This window comes from Zobellia uliginosa (assembly GCF_018860745.1).
Lineage (GTDB): Bacteria > Bacteroidota > Bacteroidia > Flavobacteriales > Flavobacteriaceae > Zobellia > Zobellia uliginosa_B.
Map to the genome: position 1 here is coordinate 625,983 of NZ_JAHKPY010000003.1, position 6,000 is coordinate 631,982.

The 6,000-nt window shown below is 48.5% G+C and carries 1 protein-coding gene; it reads left to right on the forward strand.

The features are described from left to right. Positions 1-942: 942 nt before the first annotated feature. A partial coding sequence (locus KO521_RS06430; RefSeq protein WP_215939077.1) for a PKD domain-containing protein occupies positions 943-6,000 on the forward strand: 5,058 nt, incomplete at its 3' end.

A 6,000-nucleotide genomic window follows, 5' to 3' on the forward strand; every position in this document is an offset into this window, starting at 1 on the left:
CTTATCCGATAATTTTGCGTTTCAACTGGACTTTTGATTAAAAAGGGTCGTGTTCTATTTATAATTTAAACGTATTGCATATCTTGTAGGACTTTCTTGATAAGGAAGGTTTTACCGAGTACGTATTTTTAAAAGGAATATTTAGTCCCCTGTTGCGAAATGAAAAAGTATCCCAAGATTCTTATTTCCTGTTGTTGTCTATTTTTGATAGTATTGGCCTGTACCAAGGAGGTAGGGCTCATTACCGAGGTAGAGTTCGATCTCTTGGAGCAGCACACGGCCGAAGGTTTCGTAAACCAGGGACTTCCCACCACTTTTACGATCTTACCTGAAGAGATTTTAGAGAACTACGAGTATAATCTCACGTACGAGATATTGGAAGGCGAGGGCCATTTTGAGGATATGGACGGTAACCCCTTGAAAGCAGGGGAAGGTCAGTCCGTGCCTACGGACCTGACCAGTTCCCTGATGTACAAAGGCTCCGAAACGGGAGCGCACAGGGTGAAGATAACGGGAGCCGATAACTTCGGCCTGTCGCAGGAGATCGAGGTCACGTACGACCTGGTCGATGTCCCGGTGGTCTGGGAGGCATCTAGCGAGCTCTCCGAGCTTGAACTGGATAAGCCGGTGGACCTGTCCCTTTTGTTCGAGACCGGGGACGCCTCGGAAGATATCGATTACGAGGCCCTGTACGGTTTCGGTTCGGGCGCCGGAAGCCTTCGGTCATCGGAGGAGAACGGTTATGCTCCGACCGGTGAGTACGGTTCTATTGACCCCGGCAGCTACCCCCTTGTTTTCACGCCTTCGGAAGTAGGCCCGCAACAGCTGGTCTTCACCCTTCGTGACAGTAACGGTCAGGAAATAGAGGCAGGACTGGACTTCAACGTAGTCGAGTTCATCGATGTGATTTCCATTACCCTTGTAAGCCAGGATACGATCAAGATGAAACTGGGGGACGAAATCCCTCCCGCTTTCACTTTCGACCCACCCAATGCCACCGATCAGGGGGTGACGGTGGTCTCCAGTGACCCTGATATCGTGTTTATCGACGAGAACAATGTTTGTATCGCCGTAGGATTGGGCACGGCGGAAGTAACCGTTACCTCCGTCTCCAACCCCGAAGCGAGCGATACGGTCACGGTAGTGGTCATAGAGGCCGATAGGATACCTGTAACGGGCATCACCGTTTCACAGGAGGACCCCGGGGCCACGGGCACGGAGCGCCAATTGTTGGCCACCGTCCTTCCCGAGGAGGCGACGGACCCCAGTGTGACCTGGTCCTCCAGTGACGATACGATAGCCTCCATAGACGATAATGGACTGTTGACCGGTCTTTCTGCGGGAACGGCCACGATAACGGCCACCTCGGTCTCGGACCCGGAGATCAGTGGCAGTGTACAGATAGAGATCACGGGCGTATCGCTGTTGTCGGCGAACGCTATCGAGGCCTTCGCATTGAACGGTCAGATCGAGACGGCAACGATAGATACGGAGGCGCATACCGTTTCGGTTACCGTTCCGGAGGGCACCGCCCTGAACGTGGCGCCCATAACCTTGGCGGTATCGGAGGGTGCGACCGTTGCTCCCGGTCTCCTGCAGGCACGTGATTTCAGTTCCCCGGTTGAATATACGGTGACTTCGGGCAATGGTACCGAGCAGGTATGGACCGTGACCGCCAAGGTATTGACCCTGCCAGTGGCGGGCGATACCGATATCACGGCCTTCGGACTCCAGGACCAGAACCGTTCCACGATCGACCCGGAAACCAATACCGTAACGGTGAACGTTCCCGACGGAACGGACCTGAACGTAGCGCCTCAGCTGCTGGAGGTATCCCCCGGCGCGACCGTGGCCCCTGCCATAGGGCAGGTCCAAGATTTTTCCCAGGCGGTAACCTATACGGTGACCCCCGAGACCGGGACACCTCAAGTGTGGACGGTGAACGTTACGGTCTCCGTCCCTGAGGGAAGCGGGGACAACGCGATAACGGCTTTTGAACTGCTCGGTCAGACCGATGTGGATATAGACGACACGGCCGGCACAGTAACGGTTACCGTACCTAATGGTACCGAACTGAATAGCGCTCCTTCGGTATTGAACATCTCTCCCAATGCCACGGTGAACCCTGCAATAGGGGATGCACAGGATTTTTCTGGTGCCGTTACCTATACGGTGACCGCAGAAAATGGTGATGAACGAGAATGGACGGTGAACGTTACAGAACTTCTTCCCGTCCCAACTGAAAGTAGTGCCAATGATATTACCGCTTTTGTAATCGCAGGGCAAAATAGTTCTACTTTTGATTCGGATAACAGTATTATTTCGGTCAATGTCCCAGATGGAACCGATCTTAATGTTGCTCCACAGAACTTGGAAGTTTCACTTGATGCGACTATTTTACCCGCAATCGATGTCGTGCAAGATTTTAATACGCAGGTAGTTTACACGGTGACCGCTGAAAACGGCGATGAACAAGACTGGACGGTGAACGTTACCGTTTCTGCTGCAGAAGGAAGCGTTGAAAATGCGATAACGGCCTTTGAGCTTACGGGTCAGACCGATGTAGATATTGACGATACGACCAGTACGATAACGGTTACGGTTCCCAATGGTACGGACTTAAATATGGCTCCTTCGGTATTGAACGTTTCTGACAATGCAACGGTGAACCCTGCAATAGGGGATGTACAAGATTTCAGCCTGCCCGTTGCTTATACGGTAACCGCTGAAAATGAAGATGAAAGAGTTTGGACTGTGAATGTTACCGTGACAAGTAGCAGCAACAAATCCATAGACAGTTTCGTGGTTGATGGTGTATCGGGAACAGTCAATGGTACCGATATATCGTTGACTTTGCCATTTGGAACCGATGTAACTGCATTATCTCCGGAAATCGAATTTTTTGGACAATCTGTGAATCCGTCTTCGGGAACACCGACCGACTTCACTAACGATGTGGTCTACACTGTTACTGCCGAGGATAACAGTACCTTGGATTATACAGTTGCCGTAATAATAGCTGCTAAAACGAACACTGCACCTACGGCAGAAGATTTCCCCGTTAGTGTCAATCGGGATAGCAATGATAATAGTATCGACCTTTCGCCGCATATTAACGATGCCGATGAGGACGAACTTGAGGTTGCCATAATATCCGATTTTAGAAATGGTACGGCTACGGTTTCAGGAAATACCATAGTCTATACCCCGGCACCAGGCTATACCGGGATAGATAGCATTGTCTACACTGTAAATGACGGCAATGGAGGAGAAGTTACAGCAACGGTTACCGTTACGGTCAATACCCAACCTACGGCAGAGGATTTCTCCGTTAATGTGGAGCAGGACAGTAAAGATAATAGTATCGACCTTTCGACACGTATTAACGACGCTGATGGAGACGAACTTACCATTTCCGTAAAAAATAATTACGAAGAGGGTTCGGCTACAATCTCAGGAAATACTATGTTATACACCCCTAATCCTGGTTATAGCGGGATAGATAGCATTGTCTATACTGTAAGTGACGGCAATGGAGGAGAAGATACAGCAACCGTAACCTTTACGGTGATGCCTGCAGCAATCAAGAAGAAACCTATAGTGAGTATTGTTGACATTGCGGATATCACCTTGCCGACGAATTCAGTAGAGCTGTCTGGAAGTGCCACTGATGAAGACGGTACGATTGTGAGCTACGAATGGACAAAGAACAGTGGTCCGGCTGCGAACATAACGAACGCTATCTCTTCGGCCACCATGGCAACGGACCTTGTAGCTGGCGATTATGTGTTCAGGCTTACAGCCACCGATAACGACACTGGTACTGGTAGCAATACAGTCGCTTTTACCGTTATTGAGGCTCAGAACAAGATACCGGTCGCAGTTTCCTCGGCCGATGCTATAAACGGTAATGCTCCTTTGACGGTAAAATTCACAGGCAGTACATCTTCTGACCCAGACGATGACGACTTGAGTTATATATGGAATTTTGGTGATGGTAGCACATCTATTTCAGAGGATCCAACTCACGAGTTTTCGGCTGCAGGTACCTATGACGTTGTTCTAACGGTAACCGATGACGGAAATCCTGAACGAAGTGATACAGCAACTACTATTACAATAGAAGTAGGTCAGGCAAACCAAATTCCGATTGCCGTTTCCTCGGCCGATGTTACTAATGGAAACGCCCCTTTGACAGTAAAATTTACGGGTAGCGATTCTTCCGATCCTGATGCAGATGATACCTTGAGCTATTTCTGGGATTTCGGCGACGGTAATAATTCCACATTGGAAAACCCGTCGCACGAGTTTTCTTCAGCGGGCACATATGACGTGGTATTAACGGTCACAGACGACGGAAGTCCTGTGCGTAGTGGAACAGCACCAGAAATTACAATAGAATTAAGTCAAGCAAATCAAAGTCCGAAGGCGGTGGCCTCGGCCGATGTTACCAATGGAGAAGCCCCTTTGACAATAAGCTTTACAGGGGATACATCCTCCGACCCGGATAATGATACCTTGAGCTATTTATGGGATTTCGGTGATGGTAGCACATCCACACTGCAAAATCCAACACATGTTTTCCAATCTCCAACCACATATAACGTGGTACTGACGGTAACCGATGACGGAAGTCCTTCACTTAGCGATGAGGCATCGGCTATTACTATAGAAGCAGGTAACGCGAATCAATTTCCGGTTGCGGTGGCTTCAGCCAATACTACTAATGGAAACGCCCCTTTGACGGTAAACTTTACGGGTAGCGATTCTTCCGATCCTGATGCAAATGATATCTTGAGCTATTTCTGGGATTTCGGCGACGGTAATACTTCCACACTGGAAAACCCGTCGCACGAGTTTGCGGCAGGCACCTATGACGTGGTTCTGACGGTAACTGATGATGCAAGTCAGCCACGCAGCAATTCGGCAACTGCCATCAGGATAGAGGCGGGCATTGCTAACAGAATTCCGGTCGCACTTTCCTCGGCCGATTTTACTAATGGAAACGCCCCTTTGACGGTAAAATTTACAGGTAGCAATTCTTCCGACCCGGATAATGATACTTTGAGCTATTTATGGAATTTTGGTGACGGGAGTACATCAGAGTCAGAAAACCCAGTTCATGAGTTTTCGGCCGCAGGTTCTTATGAAGTTGTTTTAACAGTAACGGATAACGGAAGTCCTGTGCTCAGCAATGTAGCAACGACTATTACGATAGAAGTTAATCAGGCCAATCAAAGTCCAACAGCCACTGCTTCAGCCGATGTTCTCAATGGAACAGCTCCCTTGACGGTAAAATTCACTGGGAGTACCTCCTCTGATCCAGATGATGATTCTTTGAGCTATTTTTGGGATTTTGGTGATGGAGGAACATCGACTTCAGATGACCCAACCCACAAGTTTTCGGCTGCAGATACTTATAACGTTGTTCTAACGGTAACCGATGACGGAAATCCTGTTCGGAGCAATAGTGTTAGTTTATCAATAGAAGTTGATCCGAACACAGCACCTGTAGCTGTTAATGACACTTTTACAGTAGGTGAAGCCGGTATTTTGAACGAACTTATCCTAACAAACGACACAGATAGCGAAGATGAAGATTTGACCGTCAATTGGATTGGCGGTAGCACAGCGAATGTAGGGCAATCCGTTGGCGGTTCAGATGGCGGTTTGTTTACTATAACCGCCGGGGGTGGTCTTAATTTCAATACAAACAACGACTTTGATGGTTTGAATGATGGAGAGACCCAAACGACAACTATTCAATACAGAATAACTGATGGTAACTCTAATTCGAATACGGCAACAGTTACCGTAACGGTAACAGGTGTTGATGATCCCAATAATAGTCCTACTGCAGTTATTTTAACAACTGCCATAAGTGGCACGACTCCCCTTAGTGTTGATTTTACGGGGGACCAATCTTTCGATAACGATGGTTCAATAGTTTCCTATTTTTGGGAATTTGGAGAGAATAACCGAACAAGTTCAGAGGCAAAT